23 protein-coding genes are annotated in these 20,050 nt (G+C 64.7%); 18 read left to right on the top strand and 5 right to left on the bottom strand.

Features of this window, described 5'->3' with window-relative positions:
• The first annotated feature begins 104 nt into the window (after nucleotides 1-104).
• Complete coding sequence (locus Q344_RS0121200) at nucleotides 105-851, top strand: hypothetical protein (protein WP_211249941.1); 747 nt, start codon at nucleotides 105-107, stop codon at nucleotides 849-851.
• 242 nt (nucleotides 852-1,093) lie between these two features.
• On the opposite strand, the gene Q344_RS0121195 is transcribed toward Q344_RS0121200, so the two are convergent.
• Together Q344_RS0121195 and Q344_RS0121190 are read right to left on the bottom strand one after the other, a co-directional pair.
• Complete coding sequence (locus Q344_RS0121195) at nucleotides 1,094-1,351, bottom strand: helix-turn-helix domain-containing protein (RefSeq protein WP_028288546.1); 258 nt, start codon at nucleotides 1,349-1,351, stop codon at nucleotides 1,094-1,096.
• Nucleotides 1,352-1,508: 157 nt separating this feature from the next.
• Nucleotides 1,509-1,829 carry a hypothetical protein gene (locus tag Q344_RS0121190; protein WP_229669247.1) on the bottom strand — a complete coding sequence of 107 codons (321 nt, stop codon included), beginning with the start codon at nucleotides 1,827-1,829 and terminating at the stop codon, nucleotides 1,509-1,511.
• Nucleotides 1,830-1,973: 144 nt separating this feature from the next.
• On the opposite strand from Q344_RS0121190, the gene Q344_RS0121185 reads away from it, so the two are divergent.
• From Q344_RS0121185 to Q344_RS25300, 17 genes are all read left to right on the top strand, one after another.
• Nucleotides 1,974-2,330 (top strand): hypothetical protein, encoded by a 357-nt coding sequence (locus Q344_RS0121185; protein WP_028288544.1) that lies wholly within the window; start codon nucleotides 1,974-1,976, stop codon nucleotides 2,328-2,330.
• Between the two features lie 43 nt (nucleotides 2,331-2,373).
• A complete protein-coding gene (locus Q344_RS0121180) occupies nucleotides 2,374-2,979 on the top strand; it encodes a lytic transglycosylase domain-containing protein (protein ID WP_028288543.1) in 606 nt (201 codons plus the stop codon).
• 5 nt (nucleotides 2,980-2,984) lie between these two features.
• A complete protein-coding gene (locus Q344_RS0121175) occupies nucleotides 2,985-3,284 on the top strand; it encodes a TrbC/VirB2 family type IV secretion system protein (protein ID WP_028288542.1) in 300 nt (99 codons plus the stop codon).
• 12 nt (nucleotides 3,285-3,296) lie between these two features.
• Entirely contained in the window at nucleotides 3,297-3,575 is a 279-nt protein-coding gene (locus tag Q344_RS0121170; protein ID WP_028288541.1) for a VirB3 family type IV secretion system protein, read from the top strand.
• Nucleotides 3,565-5,928, top strand: a complete 2,364-nt coding sequence (locus Q344_RS0121165) for a VirB4 family type IV secretion/conjugal transfer ATPase (RefSeq protein WP_028288540.1) — start codon at nucleotides 3,565-3,567, stop codon at nucleotides 5,926-5,928. Before Q344_RS0121170 ends, Q344_RS0121165 begins: the two co-directional genes overlap by 11 nt.
• Entirely contained in the window at nucleotides 5,925-6,092 is a 168-nt protein-coding gene (locus Q344_RS26435; RefSeq protein ID WP_169739213.1) for a hypothetical protein, read from the top strand. The genes Q344_RS0121165 and Q344_RS26435 overlap by 4 nt, the downstream gene beginning before the upstream one ends.
• A gap of 148 nt (nucleotides 6,093-6,240) precedes the next feature.
• The gene (locus Q344_RS0121155; protein ID WP_418789237.1) at nucleotides 6,241-7,233 is read left to right on the top strand and encodes a lytic transglycosylase domain-containing protein; all 993 of its coding nucleotides are present in this window, start codon (nucleotides 6,241-6,243) and stop codon (nucleotides 7,231-7,233) included.
• Complete coding sequence (locus Q344_RS0121150; protein ID WP_051630970.1) at nucleotides 7,233-8,060, top strand: type IV secretion system protein; 828 nt, start codon at nucleotides 7,233-7,235, stop codon at nucleotides 8,058-8,060. Before Q344_RS0121155 ends, Q344_RS0121150 begins: the two co-directional genes overlap by 1 nt.
• Before the next feature lie 10 nt (nucleotides 8,061-8,070).
• A complete protein-coding gene (locus Q344_RS0121145; RefSeq protein ID WP_156954780.1) occupies nucleotides 8,071-8,724 on the top strand; it encodes a VirB8 family type IV secretion system protein in 654 nt (217 codons plus the stop codon).
• Nucleotides 8,725-9,420, top strand: coding sequence for a TrbG/VirB9 family P-type conjugative transfer protein (locus Q344_RS0121140; protein ID WP_036540246.1), 696 nt, complete (start codon nucleotides 8,725-8,727; stop codon nucleotides 9,418-9,420).
• The gene (locus Q344_RS0121135; protein ID WP_028288535.1) at nucleotides 9,417-10,811 is read left to right on the top strand and encodes a TraB/TrbI/VirB10 family type IV secretion system protein; all 1,395 of its coding nucleotides are present in this window, start codon (nucleotides 9,417-9,419) and stop codon (nucleotides 10,809-10,811) included. Before Q344_RS0121140 ends, Q344_RS0121135 begins: the two co-directional genes overlap by 4 nt.
• Before the next feature lies 1 nt (nucleotide 10,812).
• The gene (locus Q344_RS0121130; RefSeq protein WP_028288534.1) at nucleotides 10,813-11,802 is read left to right on the top strand and encodes an ATPase, T2SS/T4P/T4SS family; all 990 of its coding nucleotides are present in this window, start codon (nucleotides 10,813-10,815) and stop codon (nucleotides 11,800-11,802) included.
• A complete protein-coding gene (locus Q344_RS0121125; RefSeq protein WP_028288533.1) occupies nucleotides 11,799-11,990 on the top strand; it encodes a hypothetical protein in 192 nt (63 codons plus the stop codon). The genes Q344_RS0121130 and Q344_RS0121125 overlap by 4 nt, the downstream gene beginning before the upstream one ends.
• Nucleotides 11,987-12,391, top strand: coding sequence for a hypothetical protein (locus tag Q344_RS0121120; protein ID WP_028288532.1), 405 nt, complete (start codon nucleotides 11,987-11,989; stop codon nucleotides 12,389-12,391). Before Q344_RS0121125 ends, Q344_RS0121120 begins: the two co-directional genes overlap by 4 nt.
• Before the next feature lie 6 nt (nucleotides 12,392-12,397).
• Nucleotides 12,398-13,477: a TrbL/VirB6 family protein gene (locus tag Q344_RS0121115; RefSeq protein ID WP_028288531.1), complete on the top strand. Its 1,080-nt coding sequence runs from the start codon at nucleotides 12,398-12,400 to the stop codon at nucleotides 13,475-13,477.
• Between the two features lie 332 nt (nucleotides 13,478-13,809).
• On the top strand, nucleotides 13,810-14,079 hold the full coding sequence (locus Q344_RS25755) for a hypothetical protein (protein WP_084178533.1): 270 nt from the start codon (nucleotides 13,810-13,812) through the stop codon (nucleotides 14,077-14,079).
• Nucleotides 14,072-14,635, top strand: coding sequence for a hypothetical protein (locus Q344_RS25300; RefSeq protein WP_051630968.1), 564 nt, complete (start codon nucleotides 14,072-14,074; stop codon nucleotides 14,633-14,635). The genes Q344_RS25755 and Q344_RS25300 overlap by 8 nt, the downstream gene beginning before the upstream one ends.
• A gap of 70 nt (nucleotides 14,636-14,705) precedes the next feature.
• Here Q344_RS25300 and Q344_RS0121105 read toward each other — a convergent pair whose 3' ends face one another.
• From Q344_RS0121105 to Q344_RS0121095, 3 genes are read right to left on the bottom strand one after another with little or no spacing between them, the layout of a single operon-like run.
• Complete coding sequence (locus tag Q344_RS0121105; RefSeq protein ID WP_028288530.1) at nucleotides 14,706-16,730, bottom strand: type IV secretory system conjugative DNA transfer family protein; 2,025 nt, start codon at nucleotides 16,728-16,730, stop codon at nucleotides 14,706-14,708.
• On the bottom strand, nucleotides 16,730-19,057 hold the full coding sequence (locus tag Q344_RS0121100; protein WP_028288529.1) for a relaxase/mobilization nuclease domain-containing protein: 2,328 nt from the start codon (nucleotides 19,055-19,057) through the stop codon (nucleotides 16,730-16,732). Before Q344_RS0121100 ends, Q344_RS0121105 begins: the two co-directional genes overlap by 1 nt.
• A complete protein-coding gene (locus Q344_RS0121095) occupies nucleotides 19,044-19,637 on the bottom strand; it encodes a hypothetical protein (protein WP_028288528.1) in 594 nt (197 codons plus the stop codon). Before Q344_RS0121095 ends, Q344_RS0121100 begins: the two co-directional genes overlap by 14 nt.
• Nucleotides 19,638-20,050: the final 413 nt, after the last annotated feature.

Genomic DNA, 20,050 nt, shown 5'->3' with positions numbered 1-20,050 from the left:
GAATGTCGGACGCCAAGCCCGACCATTCATTCATATATTTTACGTGACATAACTATATTATTGATGCATCATGCGGGAAACCTCCATCGTGACGGACCTCGCCAATGCTTCGCTCAATCACCCGCTTCATTGTCGCCTCCGTCATCGGCGCTCTCCCGATCCTGGGCGGCGCGAACCACGCCTCGGCACAATCCTACCCGATCGATTGCGCGATCCTGCTGTGCCTGTCCGGCGGATGGCCGGCATCCGTGCCCTGCGCGCGGGCGCGCGCCGAGTTCATCCGGCGGATCACGCCCTGGCCGATAGAACCGCCGCTGCAGATCTGGCGCTGCCCGATGGGCGCATCTTATCACCCCAACGGTGACAGCGACCATAGCCATCGCCTCTACGACATCCTGTTTGACGGCGCCCCCCTGCCCCAAAGCCGTCCTGTAAACCAGCAGCGAACCGGGACTGACGCCACACCGGCGGCACTTACTCTGAACCCGGATCGAGATGCCAAACTGCCGAACGGGCTCGCACTGCATCTGGCACAGGACCGGGCGGACATCGATATCAGCGGTCCCGAGTTCAATTTCGTGCGCTCGATCCGGGTCTATGACGTGCGATACGCTCGACAGCATGAATCCGGCCGGGACAGCGATTGCAATCGAACCGCGACGGTCCGCCTCGGAACCTACGGGGGTCAGGGCGATTTCGCCTGGGCGCCATCCACTCCGACGGCCCTGCCCGAGGCCCATGTCGGCCTTGAACGGTGGGGCGAGCATTGCCCGGGCATCTTTCACCGGTCGGTCTTCGTCGACTGGCGCGACTACGAGGGCAACTATGGATATGAACAGGTGAACTACTAGCCGCTAGTTCCTGTCCGCACGTCCCGTGAGAATGGACGAAGCGCCTGTTCGACGTGACCCTACCCCCTTCCAACGGAGGCATTGGCATGCATGCGTCGCCAACCACGGACCGAACCAATACAATACTATAGGGACGTCTCCAAAGCATTCCGCGAATTCGTAGCTGCGGCAGTTCTTTGCCTGAGATGACCCTGCCGCGGACCCTGCGTCCGCGTCCCATCGACTGACGCCTACCTCTCCCTTCAGATCCTATGATCCGGCTCCGTCGCGCCCTCGGCAACCGACAACAGTTCGACAGCCTCTATCCCCAGGGCCCGCGCCAGCACGATCAACTCGATGACGTCGATCCTGCGCTCGCCGCTTTCGACCCGTGCGACGAAGGACTGATGACACTTCAGCCTCCAGGCGAGTTGCTCCTGCGTCAGCGCAGCAGTCTTTCTCGCCGCGATCAATGCATCGCGCAGCGCCTCATGTCCCGAACTCCTGATCGTCTTAGCCACGCGTCACAAACCTCTTGTGAACGGGCTAATCCAGTTTGTAGATTATCTAAAAAGTGGATATTGTGGGCACAACATGGATTCTGCGGTCAAATCTGTTCTTCCGTATGGCTTCGTGGGCCTTGCCAATAGATCCACGACCTGTTGGCGCTTCCGGGCGTCACCGATCGATCGTCTCCAGGAAACGCCCGTATTCCTCGCTCACCTCGCGCGCTTCCTCGAAGGCCCGCGCGCGCTCCGCCTCAAGGCAGCGGAAATAGCTCTGGATGTCGCGGATGTAGAGCTCGAAGTCGCGCCGGATGAGATCGGCATAGTCGCGCGCGGCCCGGGCGTCGCCCGGCACATAGGGACGAATCGGGGCAAGGCAGGATTCGGCCGAGGCATGTCCGGTGGATAGAAAGAGCAGAAGTATAGCCTCTGATACGCCGGCCCCACTCAACCGGAGGTTACGCAAGTCCCCTATTTCCTTGATCAATCGCATGCGCCCGGTCTATCCATTGCGTGAGCGAGAATCCGCTTGTCGCGCGTCCAGTATATCTTGTGCGCCAAAGCTATATCATTGTATGTCTGGGCTTCAACATACTTGGCCCGGTCATTCGCCTTTGTGGAGAACGTGATCCGGGTGATGGACCTAGAAAAAGAAGCCCCGAATGTGGTCACCGAACCCAGATTCCGCGATCTGGTCGCCAGCGGCTATCGCGTCGAAGTTGTCTGCAAGGAGGACGCCTTCAAGAAAGGCCCCAACTGGCATGGGGTCTGGATTCTGCGCGCTGTCAGCGACGAAGGCGTCGAAAAACTCCTTGTCACCGCCCGAACCCGTACCTCGCGCAACGACATCAAGATCCGCGAGATCAGGACCGTCACCGGCGTCATCTCCTTCCTGCAGGGCATCGGCTTCTCCCACGCCGACATCCCGCTCGAGGAAGGCAAGCGGACGGTCCAGAAGCTCTCGGGCGAGGAGATCGCTGCCAGCCGGGGTTAACGCCCTTCTTCTTGTCGTCCTGAGCTTTCCGGCGTCAGCCGAGATGGTGCTGGTGATGGGGAGCGACGGTTCGCTCTCCCCGTCACGCGCGCAATCTGATTTCGCCCGCACCTACAATGATGGAATCGGGCAAGGATCCGCTTCGGACGGGTTGCGCATCTTTGGCGAGGATGGCGACGAGGACGAGGCGCTTCGGTTCGCGGCTATCGCACCGAATGCGCCCGCGCCTCGCCCGGACATCCTCGCGGCGATCCAGGAGACCGGACTGCGCTATGCGAGCCACCCTGGGCTCCGTGCAGCCGATATCACCGTCACGGGTTGGCTGAACCTCTATCGCGCCAATATCGAGATCGAGAGCGCCTATGATCCCCGCGCCGTCTCCCATGCCGGGGCCATCGGGCTCGGGCAGCTCATGCCCGACACGGCCCGCGCGCTCGGGGTCGATCCGCATGACTGGCGGGAAAACCTCGACGGATCGGCCCGCTATCTCGCGCTGATGCTGGCGGAGTTCGGAGACATACGCCTCGCGCTCGCCGCCTACAACGCTGGCCCCGACGCCGTGCGCGCACACGGCGGCATTCCCCCGTTTCAAGAGACCCATTCCCACGTCCAGCGGGTGCTGGCCGTCCTCACCCGGTTGGAAGGATAGATGTTATGAAAAGCCCCATCGCAACCCTTGGCGCGCTTGCCACATTCCTTGTCGTCCTCGCCGAACCGGCACTCGCACAAAGCATCGACCTCTCACCGATCCAGAGCCTCCTGCAAGGCATTGTGGACGCGTTGACCGGGCCACTTGGTGTGGTCATCGCCACCCTCGCCGTCCTCGGGGTCTTCCTGAGCTGGTTCTTCAACATCATCGACCTCCGCCAGGCCCTCTGGGTGCTGGTCGGCATCGCGGGCGTCGCCGCCGCGCCGACGATCGTTGCCGCCGTCTTCGGTGGTGGTACGCCGTAAGGAACCCGCAACGTGGCTGAGCGCTCCCCCCTCTTCCTGGGCCTTGTCCGCCCGCCGAAGCTCCTCGGCCTGCCGATCATGTATGCGATGGTCTGGCTCTTCGGCTCGGTGCTGCTCTTCGTCTGGGTGCAGCACATGGCGGTGCTGGCGGTCGCGGCGATCCTCTACCCCGTGCTCTGGAAGGCGGCCGACTGGGACCCGCGCTTCATCGACGTGATGATGACGTCACTCCAGGAGACGCCGCCGACACGGAACCGCGCCATCCATGGGGGCGACAGCTATGCCCCGTGATGAGACCTACGACGAGCGCACCCTGCTGCCAAACTGGTATGCGCGCGAGAAGCGCCTCGCGCACATGCTGCCCTATGTCAGCCTCGTCGATGACCACACGGTCCGGACGCGGGTCAGCGAGCTCTTCCAGTGCGTCCGCCTCGGCGGCGTGAACAGCTACACCACGGATGACGCCTATCTCGACAAGGTCACGGCCCTCTTCGCCCGGATCATCGCGCAGCTGGGCCCCGAGTTCAGCTACTATGTGCACAAGGTTTCGAAGTCGATCACGCCGGACCTGCTCCCGGTCCGAGGCGACAGCTTCGCGGCGGCGGTGGATGACGCCTGGCGCGCGAAACTCGCCTCGGCAGGTCTGCGCGACAAAACCCTGACGCTGACCGTCATCCACCGCCCGCCCCCGAAGAGTTTTCTGGGCTTCGTGAACCATTCCGCGCCTGAGCGGTTCAAGGAGGAAACCACGAAACGGCTCCGGCGTCTCAGGGAGGCGGTCGGCGTCTTCACTTCCGGCCTCGCCGAGCTCAAACCCCGCCTCCTCTCGGCGGCCTCCGGAGAGTTGGTCGGGTTCCTCGGCGCGCTCAACACGGGCCGTGAGCTGCCACTCTATCCGGCGGGTCGCTACGGGTTTCTCGCCACCAACGTCGCCAACACCCGCGTGACCTTCCTCGAGGATCATTTCGAGCTCTCGGGTGGGGTGGTCGGTCACCGGTTCGGCAAGAGCTTCACGATCGGCGAATATGCCGAGGCCACGACCTGCACCATGTTCGACATGTTGAACCTGCCCGTCGACATGATCGTCACCCATTCCTTCACCCCGATCAATTCGAACATGATGGCGGGCAGGATCAAGCGCCAGAAGCGGCAGATGCGGGCCTCCCAGGATGCCGCGCTCTCGCTCCTCGAAGCCCTCGACATCGCCCATGACGATCTCGAGGCCAAGCGCCAGAGCTTCGGCGAGCACCATATGGTCGTGACCGTCTTCTCGGGCAGCCTCGACGAGCTCCAGACCCTCGGCGCCGAGATCGTCAACGCCGCGGCCGCCGAAGGCGTGAAGATGATCGGCGAGCGCATGGCGGCGAAATCGCACTACTTCAGCCAGCATCCGGGCAACCAGCCGAAGCGGGTCCGGGCCAGCGCCGTCACCAACCGCAACTTCGCGGATTTCGCGGCGCTGCATCGGACTCAGCTCGGCAAGGGAAAACATCAGCTGCCCTGGGGCCAGGAGATCACGCTCTTCCCGACCCCGGAACAGAGCGCCTACCGCTTCTCCTACCACGAGCAGGGCAGCCCCGAGAAAGAACCCACCAGCGGCCACACCCTGATCCTGGGCCGTCCCGGCTCCGGCAAATCGGTCCTTTCCGCCTTCCTGATGACGCAAGCCCGGCGCGTCGGCGCCCGCGTCTTCGTCTTCGACTACCGTCTCGGCATGGAGATGGCCGTGCGCGCCAATGGCGGACGTTACGCCTCGATCAAGGCGGGACAGGCGACCGGTCTCAACCCGCTCTGGACCGAGATCGACGGCCGCGGCACGGCCTGGCTCTCGGACTGGCTGGGATCGCTTCTTCATCGATCCGACAAACCCCTCACCCCGGCCCAGACCAACCGTATCCAGGAGGTGGTCCGCCAGAACGCCACCGCAACCGACCCCGCTTTGCGAAACTGGCGGGATTTCGCGTCGCTCTTCGTCTCCACCGATGACAATGGCGACTTGCACCACCGCCTCCTCGAATGGACGGAGGACGGCCGCTACGGCTGGATCTTCGGCCAGAGCCTCGAGGACACATTCTCGCTCGAGGGCGATGTCGTGGGCTTCGACCTGACCGGCATCCTCGACAGCGAGAGCGAGAGGGAACGCATGGCCGTCCTCTCCTATCTTTTCCGCCGGATCGAGCGCGAGATCGAGGACCGGCGGCCCACGATCATTATCATCGACGAGGCCTGGAAGGCGCTCGACAACCCATACTTTGCCGAACGGCTCTCGAACTGGCTGGTGACCGCCCGGAAACAGAACACGGTCGCGGTGATGATGACGCAATATGCGAGCCAGCTCGAACGCACGCGGACCGGCAAGACCATCGTCGAGGCGGTGCCAACCCAGATCCTGCTCCCCAACATCCGGGCGCACGCCTCGGATTACGCGATGCTGAACCTCTTCGAGAAGGAGCTCGACGTGCTCCTGAACACCGGCAGCGACAGCCGCCTCGCGCTCATCCGTGACGACGGTGGCTCGGTGGTGGTCGATGCCGACCTCTCCGCCCTCGGCCCCCTCCTCACCATCCTCGGCGGCATGGAGAAGGGCGAGGCCCTCGTCGGGGCCGATTACCGCGACAGACCTGATTTCTGGAGGCTCTCATGATCCGCATTCTCGCCCTGTTCGCCGCATTCGGCGCATTGGCCTCCTGCGCGCAATACCGTGAGCCCCAGGCCAATTGTTTCGCCTTCCGCGCCTCGCTCGATGAGGCCGAGCCCGATTGCGTCTTCACGCCCATCGGAAACCCGGACAACGGCGTTGAGGTCTAGGGGCGCCCATATCCTTCTGGCGGCTCTCCTGCCGGCGGCCGCGCTCGCCCAGGGCGTTCCCACCAACGATTCCGGGCTCACGGCGCGCGATATCGTCGAGACGGGAGACCGGGACGCCGACCTCGCCCGGCAGCGCGAAAAACTCACCTTGAAGGAATTGCTGACCGCGATCGAGCAGGAGCAGCTCGCCGTTCTGCGCAACATCCTCGACGCCCAGACCAGCTTCGGCGGCCAGGGCCTGCCGGGCATGGTCGCAGACCTCGAGGGCGGCGGCGATCCCGACCAGTCCGCAGAGGCGGTCTATGGCTCCGGCGATGTCGATCCCAACCCCGGCGGCGCGAGCATGTTCGGGGATGCTGCGGAGAATATCGAACAGTTGATCATCCGGGCCGCCCGGGAGACATCCGGCCTCGAGGGCGTCGGACGCGCCGGTCTGTCGGTCGTGCAATGGCGGGCGCTCCTCCAGGCGCTGATCTGGCAGGAGAGCCGGTTCTCCATCGGCGCTCGTTCCCCCGTCGGGGCCTTCGGCCTGACCCAAATCATGCCGGACACCGCCAGCGATCTCGGGATCAATCCGGAATACTACGACAACCCCTACCTGCAGGTCGAGGGCGGCGCGCGCTACCTCGCGGCCCAGCTCAACACCTTCGACGGCAACGTCGTCAACGCGCTCGCAGCCTATAACGCGGGTCCGGGGCGGGTGTTCGAATATGGCGGCGTGCCGCCCTTCAAGGAGACCCGGCACTACGTCACGGTCATCCCAGAACGCTACAACCTCTACCTCGCGCGGATCGGCGGCATCGAGGCGCTCGGCACGATCGATCCGGTGCTCCTCGCCAACTCCAATCTTTCTTTCATGGGTCACGGCGCGGCCTTCTACGGCAACAATTCACCCGTCGCGATCCGGCAGGCAGCGCTGCGCATCCAGAACATCGTCACCCGGATCGGCAGCACCGAAGACCTCCAGGAGAGCATGGCGCTCAACACCTATGCCCGCGCCGAACTGGTCCGCGTCATGGCGGCGCGCATTCGCCTCAAAGCCGCACGGACCCGGCCGCTGAGCGCCGCCCAACTGGCGCAAGCGGCGGCGCGTCTGGCCGAGAACGAATTTATGGAGTTCACATTGGAGGACCTGGATTGATGTCCCACAGATTTGTCACGGCAGCACCGCTCCGCGCCCTGGCCCTTGCCAGCACCCTGGCGCTCAGCGTGCCGGCTCTGACCCTCACCCCAGTAAAGGCCCAGGGCGTGCCGGTCGTCGACACCCAGAACATCGCCCAGAATATCCAGCAGCTCCGGCAGATGATCGAAGACGAGATCCTGCAGAACGAGCAGCTCGTGCAACTCCGCGAACAACTTGCCACGCTCACGGACCAGCTCGCGGAGTTGCAGCGGACATACGAGGCGCTGACCCGTCTCGCCGAACTCCCGGAAATCATCCGGACCCAGATGGAGGACGAGCTGAACGGTCTGCTCGACCAGGAGTTCGGAGACATTCTCGCAACGATTCAAGCGATCAAGACCGGGGATTTCACCGGGCTCACCGGATCCGGCGCCGGCGAGATCGAAACCCAGATGGACCGGGTTCTGGCCGATCTCGGCTTCGACGAGGACACACTCTCGGAGATGGCCCGGAGCGGCAATCCCGGCGCGGGCCGCGTGGCGACCATGGCCACGACCGGCGCGCTGGTCTCCGCCGCGGCCCAGAACAGCTATGAGGATGCCGGGCAGTCGCTCGAACGTGTCGACCGGCTCGTCGGGCTCATCGACGACATGGACGAGCTGAAGGAGAGCGTCGATCTCAACACGCGGGTGACGGCAGAGCTTGCCATCGCGCTCGTCGCCATGTGGCAGCTCGAAGCGATCCAGACCGTAGGAGATGGCACCGGCGGCGTGATCGATGCCGCCACCATCGCCGAAGAACAACGCTTCATGGAGTTCACGCTTCCGGAACTGAGCGCGGATTGAGGACTGATTGTTGGACGAAGAAACCGCCATCATCGAGGAGGAACTGGTCTACGGCGCACTGAGACGGGAACGGCTCTGGCAGCGCCTGGGGCTCATCGGCCTCGGCTTTGGCATCCTGGGCTGCCTCAGCGCGGCCGCCGTGGCCATCCTCGATGTCGATCCGCCCCCAGTTGTTGTGCCTTACGATCCCGCCACCGGCTTCGCCCTGCCCGAAGCCTCGGTCGGCGCCACCACCGTCACCGAGAACCGGGCGATCATCGAGGCGGAGGTCTTCCGCTATGTGACCGACCGCGAGGTCTATAACCAGCTCGACAACGACCTGCGGATCCGCGGCGTGTTGCGCCGGTCGGACCGTGCGGCCGGGGCCTCGCTGCGCCAGATCTGGAACTCGGCCAATGCAGAGTATCCGCCGTCAGTCTACGGGCCGAACGCCCGGCTCGACGTCGAGATCCTCAGCATCAATCTGATCGGCAGCAACCGGGCGACCGTGCGGCTCCGCAAGCGCCTGACCTCGATCCAGGGCGTGCAGGCGGGCCTCTTCACCGCGACGCTGCTCTTCGAGTTCCGCCCCGAGACCCGTCGCACAATCGACGAGGTCTGGACCAACCCGTTCGGCTTCACCGTCGTCGAATATTCGATCCGGTCGGACAGATTGGAGAACTAGGTGAAGCTTTACCTCATAGCCCTTCTGTCCGTTCTCCTCTCGACCGCGCTCGCCCTCGCCGAGGAGATCCCGCGCGGCGGTCCGAATGATGCCCGTGTCCGGATCGCCACCTACCAGGAGGGTCAAGTCTACCGGCTCAGCGTCTCGCTCACCCATGTCACGACCATCGAGTTCGGGACAGGCGAGAGCATCCGGTCGATCATCGCCGGCGACACGGAAGGGTTCGAGATCGACGGCGTGCCGGGCGGGCGCGCCTTCGCGATCAAGCCCCTGGCGCGCGGGGTCCACACCAACGTCACCGTCTACACCAACCGGCGGAGTTATTATTTCAACGTGAACGAGGTCTCGAGCCCGACCTTCTATGTCGTACAGTTCCGCTACCCCGAGGACAACCGGCGCCCGGCAAACGCCATCGCGCAGGCCGCCCCGAACTATAACTACGGGGCCAGCGCGCGGACCGAGTTCACCCCGACCCGCGTCTGGGATGACGGCACCTTCACCTATTTCGCCTTCCCGCGGAACGCGCCGGTCCCGGCCATCTTCCGCTTTGCGGGCGGGCGCGAGCGCACGGTGAACACCGGCGCCGTGGAGGACGGCGTGATCCGCGTCTCCGGCGTCGGCCGTCAATGGGTGCTGCGCCTGGGCGAGGAGGTCGTCTGCATCGAGGCGGCCCCGCCCCGGGGAGGCACGTCGTGAGTGACACCCCGAACCCCGATCTCGAGCGGCGTCTGGCCGCCCTCGAACAAGGCAACAGGCGCCCGGGCGCATCCACAAGGCGGCGGTCCCCGCTCCTCGCATTCCTGATGATGGGCCTCATCCTTGCAGGCGGCCTGGTGCTCTACCTGTTCTCGCAGCCGGAAGACGAGGTCGCCCTGCCGACGGCCACCCCGGACGAGTTCCAGCTCGAGGGCGACGGCTTCGGAGAGATCGAACCCTTCGTGCCGCCTCCCGCCCCAGACCCGGAAATCGTGCTAGTCGAACCTGCACCGGCCGAGCCCAATGCCGAACTCCTCGCACAAATCGAAGCCTTGCAGGCGCAGATCGAAGAGCTGAAAAACGCGCCGGAGCCCGTCGTCGAAGGGGACAGCGCCGCGGCTGAGGCGATCGAGGCGCTGACCGCGAGGATCGCGGCACTGCAAGCGGCGTCCGAGAGCGCCCAGGCGCTGTTCCAGGAGGAACTCGCGGCACGAGATCGCGAACTCCAGCAATTGCGGATGGACCTGGACCTCGCGCTCCTGGAGGTCAACAAGCCGGCGCCCGCCCCGCCCGGTCCCAGCGACGAGGAACTCCGCGCCCGCGAAGAAGAGCGGCTTCGGCGCGAGGAAGAGGCCCGACGGCTGGCGGAGCTTCAGCGCCGGGCCGAGGAGGAGCGTGCGTTCCAGGAACGTCGGATTGCCTCCCCCGTCATCGCTTTCGGCGGCACGGGCGGCGCCAACTCAGGTGAAACAGAACTCACCGAACGCACCTTCGGCGAGGTGACAGACTTCGTGCTGAACGGCGCGCTGCCGGTCACGGTCACGCAGGCCGAGGTCATCGCCAACCCCTCGAACACCGTCATCCAGGGCACGATGATCCAGGCCGTGATGGAGACCGCCCTCGACAGCGCGCTCCCCGGCCAGACCCGCGCCATCATCTCCGAGGATGTGTTCAGCTATGACGGCACACGGCTTCTGATCCCGCGCGGGTCGCGCCTGATCGGGCGCTATCGCTCCGGCATCGAGATCGCGCAGCGCCGCGTGACCATCGCCTGGGACCGGATCATCCTTCCCAACAATCAGACCGTCCGGATCAGCTCCTTCGGCGGCGATGAGCTCGGGCGCTCAGGCGTCACCGGTTTCGTCGACACCCGCTTCGACGAGCGCTTCGGCTCCGCCGCGCTGATCTCCATCATCTCGGCCGCGCCGAACGTGGCGTCGGCGCAGGTCGAGGATGAGGCCACCGCCGAGGTCCTGCAAGATGTGGGAGACGACCTGGCGGATGCCACCGATTCCGTGATCGGCGACTACCTCTCCATCGGGCCCGTCATCTATGTCGATCAGGGCGCCCGCGTCACCGTGATGGTCGACCGTGATCTGGAGATTTTCTGAGATGACGCTCTCCTACCTCCAGACCTCGCTCGATAAGCTGAAGGACGCCGCCCGCGATGACGTCATCGAGATATGCATCAACCCGGATGGCACCTGCTGGGGCGAGTTCCAGGGCGATCACTTCATGCGCGCGCTGGACCAGCGCCTGAGCGTCACCGAGCTGCGCGATCTTGGCAACCAGATCGCCTCCTCAGCCAACACGACAATGAGCAAGGACAAGCCCATCGTCTCGGTCTCGATCACCTATCGCGACCGCCCCATCCGGGCCCAGGTCGTAACCCCGCCCGCGGTGCTCGCGGGCATGTCGATCTCACTCCGCTTCTTCTCGAGCCTACCGCTGGACCAGATCGAGCTACGTTTCCTCTATGGCGAAGAGCGCAAGCTCGAGGAGTTGCGCCAGGAGAAGAACCGCGCGCTGCGCGAGGTCGTGGCCGCCGGCGACATCTATGACGCCATCCGCTTCTGCGTCGAGAACAAGCTAAACATGATCGTCTCCGGCGGCACCTCGACGGGCAAGACCGTCGCGGCCCGGAAAATCCTCTCCTACGTTCCGGGCGAAGAACGTATCGTCACCATCGAAGAGGCGGCGGAACTGCTTCCCGCCCAACCCAATGCTGTGACGCTCATCGCCAACCGGGACGCGGAGTTCCAGTCCGCCGACGTGCTCCTGACCGCGACGCTCCGCATGCGGCCCGACCGCATCATCCTCGGCGAGGTCCGCGGCAAGGAGGCCATGACCTTCCTCGAGGCGATCAACACAGGTCATGGCGGCTCGATGACAACGCTCCACGCCGAAACCCCTCAGCTCGCCGTCCAGCGTCTCGCCATCGCCGCGCTCAAGACCGAGATCCCGATGACCTACCAGGACATGGTCAAATACATCGAAAGCTCGATCGACGTGATCATCCAGGCCGGGCGTGAAGACGGCCAACGCGGCATCACCGAATTCTATCTCCCCGGAGCCGGATTGCAGGAAAGGCAGAAGGCATGAAGCGGTTTGAATACGACATCCTGTTCTGCAAGGTGAAGAAGCAGAAGGACTACGCCGAGATGCGGCGCGCCCTGAACGAACGGGGCGCCGAAGGCTGGGAGGTGATCTCCGCCGAGGCGGGCGACTATGGCTATACCGCGTTCCTCAAGCGTGAGGTCGTGGACCGGCCGGAGGAGGCGGTGACATGACACGCGCGACCACTCTCGTCTGCTCATTCCTTCTTTTGTCGGGAACCATCGCATCGGCCGAGCGCGACCTGGTCCCGACACTCGACAATCAACCCGATGTCTGCCCCGATCAGCCGCCCGAGCCGAAGTGGATGCGAAACACCGAGGCGCGCGACGCCTACAAGCGGCTCCTGGTCCAGCAAATCTACCGGTTTCAGAGCATGAGACGCATCGTCGACGCGCAAAGCTGCACATGCACCACCCGGTATCCGTCCTGGGAGGCCGCGGAGGCGGTCTATTTTGATCGCTATTCCTCGGCAGACTATTGGGACGTGGTCGAGGCGACGTCAGACTTTCGGCGGCAGGCGAACGAGCTCCGGAAGGAAGCGCTCCCGATCTGCGAAACGGCGGGCAACTGGTAGCGGGTCATGAGCGTCGTCGCGTATTTCGTGGAAACGGCCGAAGGCTATCTGGACTCGGCGGCCGAGACCCAGTTCGGGGCCGTGGCCGCCACGGTCGGAACGATGCTGGTCCTCGGGACGACGCTCGTGATCATCCTCGTCTGTCTCAACATGATCTACCAATACCGGTCCATGGACGGCCGGACCGCCTTCTGGCTCGCCGTGAAGATCGGCCTGATTGGCATATTCGCGACGAACTGGGTCCAGTTCAACGCCCTCGCATCCGCCATCCTGAACGGAATAGACAGCATCGCCGGATCGCTGGTCGCGTCGGTCGGCGGCGGGACGCCAGGCCCGTCGGGGACCTTTGCGGAGGAGTTCGATCAGCTCATAGCGGCGCTCGGGGATTACCTGAACGCTGCGGGGTCCGAGCTGAACTGGATGGCCGGCGCGCTTCTCGACACGCTCGGCGTTCTCCTGCTCTCGATCCTCGGAGGGCTGGCCGCCTTCATCGTCGTCGCCTCCAGGCTCATGATCACGCTTCTGATCGGGATCGCGCCGGTGATGATCTTCCTGACCCTCTTCGAGGTGACCAAGGATTATTTCGCGCGCTGGCTCTCCGCCCTGATCTCCTTCGCGATCTACCCTATCGTCATCGCAGGCGTCTTCGCGACGATCACCGGGGTCTCGCGCGCACTGCTCGCCGAGCTGGGTGATCCGGAGGGGGCTTCGAACATCGGCGCCCTCCTGCCCTTCTTCATGATGGTGCTCATGGCCAAGGGGTTCATCATCGCCACGCCTTTCATCGTCCGGTCGGTCTCCGGAAACATCATGATGCCTGCGCTCTCGGCAGGCTTTGGCGGAAGCTATGCTTTCGCCCGGGGCCTGGCAGGAAGCCAGCAGGTCTACAACCGATACGCCATCGGTGGCGCGACCGGTGCCGAATATGCCGCGCTTCGGGCCAGGCAGTTTCTCGGCGTGCAGGCTCTCCCAACCCGCCCGAATGCCGCGGGGGGCGCGCCGGCCGCACCTTCCAGCGGCTCATCCGGCACCGGCGCGCGGATGCTTGCGCAACTGGCACGGCTGAGCAGGCTGGGCCGGCGGTAGCGCTTACCGGAGGTAGCATGTCCGGCGGGCACAGGCTGTTCGCGGGCCAAACCTTTGCTGCCTGCTGGGATCATGACAAACAGCGTGAATGGTTTTGCGTTGGTGGCGTCGTGCCGCGTCTGGGGACGGCACACTGCTACAGGATCAGGCGGAACCGCATCAGCGCCGGTGTTGCTGCCTGGGACGCCGATCCTGTATCCCCTTCTCAGATCGAAGCGCGTGATTGCAAGCTTCCTAAGGGGATCTGCCGGTGGCGGGCAGCAGATTGCAGCGATGTTTTCGCTGAAAATTTAACTTGTCACTTGACAATTTAAGCGAGTGGAGTATCTAAGGTGCCAAGGAAGAAGCACACGTCAAAGGAAATCGAGGCTGTCATCCAGGAGCTCGAAGAGTTGGGATGGGACCTTATTGAAGGCAAGGGGCACGCGTGGGGGATCCTCCGTTGCCCGGCCAACGATAAGGAATGCCGCTGCGGTGAATTCTGTCAGATGTCAGTCTGGTCTACCCCGAAGAACCCGCAGCAGTTCGCGAAGCGGATCCGACAGAAGGCTCTGGCCTGCGTGAAGCTTCAGAGGAACGGCGAAGGTAAAGCAGATGGCTGAAGAATTCGAATTCGAACTGGTCTTTGCGCTCCCCGACGGGGAGCACGATGCGTTTGCGCTCTCTGACGCGGTCTTCGAGGCGGGCTTTGAAGATGCGCTCGTGGGCACTGGCCATGCCGGTCTGCTGGGTGTGGAACTGGAGATTGAGGGGGATGAGGCCGAAAGCGCGATCCTTGAAGCGGCGCGGGCGCTGATCAAGGCGCTGCCGGCGGGCACAGTCCTGCGCGAGGTCCGTCCCGACCTGGTGTCTCTCGCGGATGTCGCCGAGAAACTCGAGGTTAAGCGACAGGCGCTGCAGCAGCGCAAAATGCCCCTTCCCGTAGCCGGTGGCCTCTACCGCATTGACGAGATGATCGAGGTGCTGATCGAGGCCTCAAAGCCGGCAAAGGGGCAGCGTCGTCCGCGCTTTAACCTGGCTTCCGCCGCGAAGTGGTTTCGTGCGGGCCCCGCGGCCCGCAGGGTGAACGCCCAGTTGACGATGCGTGAGATCGACCCTGCGACGATTGAGCGAGCCCCTCGACCAGAGCGCGACGACCCTGGCTTTCTTCACCCGTGACAATGGTCGGCTCAAGGCCGTGGCCACAAGACACCATCGCGGCATGCTTTCGTGTCGCCCGCATGGCGGCTCAGCCAAGCCCGAATTTCTCGCCCGTCTCGCTGACGTTTGCTTCCGAACCGGACATCTCCGCCTCCAACCGCTCGAGATCACTCACGGCGTCCTGAACTCGGGCGACGTCGTTTTCGGACGCAGCCTCCACCTCCAGATCTGCCTGCCGCCCGAACTCCATCTCCATCTGCCGCTGATCATCCGCAAGAACAGCGGCGCGGCCGCGCCGAGGCGCTTGAGCCGGACCGGACTCAAGGGGTGCAATCCCTCCGCCTTCTGTTAGCCCCATCCTGGCCTCGAAATCACGTTCCGTGAGACCTGACCCCCGCGGCGCCGTGGGCATCGCCCTGACGCTCAGGGGCAATTCCCCCATCGGAGGGACCGGCCCCGTCGGGAAGGGTAGCTCCCCCTCCTGGGCGGCATGGATGCCCTTGAAGAATGGGTCCTCGAAATACACCACGCGCTTGGCCCGGACCGGCATCTGGGCGTCCACGACGACGACGATCTCGTCGAGCGGCAGGCGCCGCGCCTCATCCTCGGGCAGGAGCGACACCTCCTCCGTCCGCTCCGATTGGCTGCGGCCCTCGAACGGGTTCTTCCCGACCGCGCGGGACCGCGTGACGACGGTTTTCGTGGTCTTGCCGACCGCCTTGCTCAGCTCCTCGACGGTCTTCTCGTCGGAGGGCGTCAGGTAGAGCTTGATCCCGGCGTTGCCCTGCAAGGCGCGCCGCGTGTTCTCGCCGTAGATCTCGTCGATGGCCGGGATGGTCTGGGTCACCACCGCGAGATGCCCGCGATAGGCGCGCAGCACCTCGATGCTCTCGGCCACGATCGGCATCTTTCCGAGCCGGTTGAACTCGTCGAGCATGATCATAACCGGCCAGGGCTCGTCCGGACCCGGTTCCTTGTCCTGAAGCGCCGACAGCAGGTCCGAGAAGAAGAGCCGGATCAGAGGTGCGAGGGGTTTCACCATGAGGGGCTGGACGACGAGGTAGACGCTGAAGGGTTTCTTGCGGATCGTCCGGAAGTCGAAGTCCGAGGTCGCCGTCGCATCGTCGATCGCCGGGTTCTGCCATTGATCGAGGCCCGAGGTCATCAGGAGCGAGACATAGGATGTCAGCGTATCGTTGTTGGTCGAGGCCAGCCGTGTGAAGATCAGCCGCGCCGCGGCGTTTTGGACCTCATGGGCGCGCGCGAGATATTCCTTCTGCTTCTGCCCGCCCGAGGCGGCAATGCGGTATATCTCGCCGAGCGTCGGCCTGCGGCGTTGGAACGCGAGTAGCCCGGCCGCGACGAAGAGATCGATCCCGCCCTTCAAAAGACCTTGCACCCGGTCGTTGTCGTTCTGCAGGAAGAGCGTGGCCAGGAGCTGCAGCTCCATCTGCTGGCGGGCCGGGTCTTTAAGCTCATAGATGCGCAAGAGTGGATTGTAGCGATGCGTGCGCCTGTCCTCCCAATCCGTGGGCGCGAAGCGGAACACCGCGTCACCCTGTGCCGCCCGGTGGCGGGCCGAGGCCTCGAAGCATTCGCCCTTCACGTCCAGAACGACCGCCGAGCCCTGCCAGGTCAAGAGGTTCGGGATGACAAAACCGGTGGTCTTGCCGCGACCGGTCGGGGCCACGATCAGCGCATGCGGGAAGGTCCGGGAGCAGAGGAACGGTGCACGCGATCCGGGCTTGCCCAGCTTGCCGATGACAAAACCCGTGCCCGGCGCGCCGAAGAAGCCGTTCCGCTTCATCTCGCGGCGGGTCTGCCAATGGGTATAGCCGAACCGGGTCAGGGCCGAGCCCGACATCGCCAGGCTCATCATGAGGCCCGCCACCCCGGCCCCGCCCATGATCAGGTTGATCAGGCGAAAATCATCGGGGCGGGCGGCCCCGATGGCGCGGTAGTTCTGGGCGATATAGAAGAAGTCGATCTCGGCCCGGAAACCCAGGTCCCGGAACGTCACGACAGCCGAGGCGATGACATAGCCGATCGCGATAGCGACCAGTGTGACCAGCGCGACGCCGAGGGCGAGGCGGCCCTTCCCTACTCCTCCCATCAGTGCGTCTCCCCGCGCTCGGTCTCGCCATCGACAAGATCGGCGCGGTGGAGCTCGAACTCGCGGTCGGCGATCTCCTCGACCACGGCGCGGGTCGCCTCGCTGTTGGCGGTGGCCGCGTCCGACTGCAGGTAGGTCTTCGCGGCGTAGAGCCGATCGAGACGGTCTTCGATCTGGGTCTTCAGCACGTCGACATCCCCGTCCCGCAGCCGGTCGATCTGCGCCGCGTCGAGCTCGCGCTCGACGGCGTCGCGGTAGGTCAGTCGCTGACCGTCGTCCTGGAACGGCGACTGCAGATTGCCGGCCCGTTCATGGTCGACGACCCGCCGGATGTCCGGATCGGCGATCGGTGCCCCCTCGACAGCGTCCCCCTCGCGCGCGTCCGAAAGCCGCCCGTCGCGCAGGTCGAGCGCCACCTCCCGCAACTCGTTGTCGCGGCGGACCTGGTTGAGGGCCTCGGTGTCGCGCAGATCGGTGACGGAAGCATAGGTCGCGCCAAGCCCGCGGGCGAGATGCGACGGCATATCGGGATAGCGCGCGCGGAACTCGTCCGTGACGGCATCCGCAACGGGGGTCCGCGCGTCGCGACCTTCCATGATCCGGTCGACTTCGCGGGTGATCTCGCGGGCCCGGGCCTCGTCGGTGATGCGCTCCCGGTAGGGCTCGGACCGGTCGATCACCTCGCCCGGGCGCGCGAGCAGTTCGGGATGCGCATCGAGGTAGCTGCGTTGCTCTTCTTCGATACGCCGCTCCGCGCGGGAGACGATCTCCCACTCCCGCGCCTCGATCTGGTCTTCGGTCAGACCTTCCGAACGCATGTCCTGGCGGATGGCGCGCTCCATGTCCTCAGTGGCGTCCCGATGATAATGGACCCTCTCCGTCACGGTGCGATCTTCCACGACACCGTCCTCACGCAAGACCCCTGCCCGCTCCAGCGCGACGCCGAGCTGGACATGGGCCCGGTTGAGGGTCTCGCGCGCCGTCTCCAGATCCGCGCGGCGCTCGAGGTTGAGACCGTCCCTCTCGGCCACCCGCGCCAGATCGTCAGCGATCCATTGCCGCTCGAGCGCCGCGTTCTGCGCGCCCGTCTCCATCCGCGCGACGACGACGGACGAACTGATGCCGGTTCCGCGCAGCGCGGTGTCGACCTGCGCCCGCACCTCGGGGTCGCGCAACCGGTCGAGCCGGGCCGCATCGATATTCGTCTCGGAATAGACCCCGCCGTCGGACGGCTTTTCGGTCAGTGTCACGGAGCGGAGCCCCAAGGGCTGCATATGCGCGAGCCGCGACTGGATCTCGTTGAGGCTGCGCTCGAGCCTCGGCCGTTCGGCCTCCGGCTTCGCATCGATCATGCCCTGGACGCGCGCGACCTGATCGGCATAACGGGTCCGCAGATCCTCGAACGATTGCTCCTCTGCCATGTAGACGCCTCCTTCCGATGTGAGTTTGCCGCCCTTCGCCAGAAGCTCTCCCGAGCGGAACAGCGCATCGGCGATATCTTCGCGGTTGTCCGCGGAGGCCTCGGCGGCGAGCGAGTGATAGATGATCCGTGTATTGGCGATCTCTTCCAGAGCGCGATCCAAGTCTGCCCCGACCCGTGGCCGTGGTTCCGCGGCCCGCCCCTCAACCTTGGCCGCATAGACCTCGCGGGCGCGCGGCGGGTAGTGCACGACACCTCGGTCGAGCCGCCGCGTGGCCTCCAGACGCACGCCGAATTTCTCGGCTTCCTCGACCATGCCGAGGCGGAAATCGTCGTAGTTGAACCGGTGGTCCCGGCCCAGGAAGAAGAACTCGCCCTCCTGCGAGCGGCGGTTCAATACTATATGGGCGTGCGGGTGATCCCGGTCCTCATGCACGGCAATAATGTAGTCGAAATGCCCCTCGTCGGACTGAAAGAACCGCTCCGCGACATTGGCGGTGATGTCGCGCACATCCTCGCCCCGGGTGCCGATCGGATAGGACATGAGCATGTGGGTCGTCTGCCCGAGCTTGGGCTTGAACCCCGCACTCCAGCGCTTGGCGAACCGCTCCGTCAAGTCCTTGATCTCCAATCCCTCGAGCATCGTCTTCCCGTCCAGAAACCCGCTTGAGTCCACGATATGCGAGGACTTCGTGGTGAGGTATTCGAGTTGGTTTATCAGCTGCGATTTGGTATGCGTGCCCCCGCCCCGGATCGCCTTGAAGACCGCCGCACGATGCCCCGCAGCGGCGCGCACGAGCTGCCTCTGCCGGGACGCCTGCAGCCCTTGCATCGAGCCCCGTATCCGGCTCCAGCCATCCCGGAAGATCTCTCCGGTGACGTCATGGACGGCATCATTCAGCCGCATGGGCGAACTCCCTCAGAGCGGCAGTGGCGGAGAGCCGCATCCCATCCCGACGACGGCGCAAAAGCAGGTCGATCTCGTCAGCGGAATCGAGGATGAACCGCGCCAGCGCACGCATCTGCACGAGGCGCAGTTCGGACAACTCTGCGTTCGGCGCGGAGCCTTCCCCCTGCCCCTCCCGGCTGGCTTTCATCATCTGCTTGGCGACTTGCACGACGCCGTTGCCGACCTCGTGCAAGGAGGCCCGGTAGCGCGCCATCTCAGCCGCCAGATTCGCGTCCGGAACGAACGTTCCCCCCGCCGCCTGGATCAGCCGCCGGACCCCCTCCGTGCGGGTCTCGATCCCCGCCGCGGACAGCACCTCATCCAGCGCCCCAAGCTCGTCAGGGGTCAGCTTCACCGTCACGGCGGCGGTCGCCACGGCCGCATCCTTCTGGCGTTCTTCGTCCGCCTTCAACGTGTACTGGATGGCCCGCGGGGTGACCCCGAACCGCTCCGCGAGCACGGAAGTCCCCACACCTTCTCCGGCCTCACGGATAATCTCCGCCCGCTCCGTCTGTGTCAGTCTCTTGGTCCGGCTCATACGAAGAAAGTCCCCCTATTTCCTGCCACCTTCATTCAAGGTCGCTTTCATCATACGAAACTATATGTCACGGTAAATGAAATATTATTGTAGATCACCCCCAGGCGACCTTGAATTCCGCTTCGAGCCGAGCACCGCAGGTGCGAGGCCCGGCCCGAAGGGCCCAGAAAACCCGACCATCTCCAACCGCACCTCGGCCGCCCGTTGTCATGCCCGCGCCCGAGGGTCTGGCCGAACACGGACCCGTGTTCGGACGGAAGCGAGGGGCGGCGCATCCCTCCACCGACGGGGCTGACGGACAGGGTCAAGGGCGGCCAGATTTGGCTCGGCCCAAATCTCTGCCGGAAAAACCGGCGGGCGTAGCCCGACTGTTATTCCGGATGGCCCCCTTGAGGCTGGCCGGCAGACCTGTT

The sequence above is a fragment of the Pseudooceanicola nanhaiensis DSM 18065 genome, from assembly GCF_000688295.1.
Classification (GTDB): domain Bacteria; phylum Pseudomonadota; class Alphaproteobacteria; order Rhodobacterales; family Rhodobacteraceae; genus Pseudooceanicola; species Pseudooceanicola nanhaiensis.
Note: the sequence above shows the minus strand (reverse complement) of the source record. Positions and strands in the feature narration are given on the sequence as shown.